Below are 565 nucleotides of genomic sequence, written 5' to 3'. Positions count from 1 at the left end.
GCCGGTGTCGAAGACTTCATCGGTGAGCAGGGCGACGGTATAGGCGCCGCTGTCCGCCAGGTCCCAGCTGCCGCCGGGTGCTGCGACGGTATAGGTGGCGGTGCGCGGGGTACCGTCGCTGTTGGTGTCGAGGGACACGCCGGTGACCGCGAGCGGCCCGGCCGGACCGGTGACGGCGATGTCGCCGGTGTCGATGCTGGAGGCGTCCACCGCGATGTTGTCGGTGAAGGTCACGGTGACCTGCGTGTCGGGATTGCCGGTATCGGCCGCATCGATGGTCGGGGCACTTGCGGATTGCACCACCGGGGCGGTGACGTCTGCAATATCGACGGTAAACCCGGTGAGGTTTGTATCTGCGGCGACGGCATTGCCGTTTGTGTCGAAGACTTCATCGGTGAGCAGGGCAACGGTATAGGCGCCGCTGTCCGCCAGGTCCCAGCTGCCGCCGGGCGCCGCGACGGTATAGGTGGCGGTGCGCGGGGTGCCGTCGCCGTTGGTGTCGAGGGACACGCCGGTGACCGCGAGCGGCCCGGCCGGACCGGTGACGGTGATGTCGCCGGTGTCG

1 protein-coding gene is annotated in these 565 nt (G+C 68.8%); it reads right to left on the bottom strand.

What is annotated here, in order from left to right:
- Positions 1-565, bottom strand: a 565-nt coding sequence (locus tag ABLN94_RS24580) for a hypothetical protein (RefSeq protein ID WP_352997346.1), incomplete at both ends; no start/stop codon positions are given.

This window comes from Ruegeria sp. SCP11 (genome assembly GCF_040329455.1).
GTDB classification, from domain to species: Bacteria; Pseudomonadota; Alphaproteobacteria; order Rhodobacterales; family Rhodobacteraceae; genus Ruegeria; species Ruegeria atlantica_E.
The sequence above is the reverse complement of the archived record's forward strand: the minus strand, read 5'-3'. Positions and strand labels throughout refer to the sequence as shown.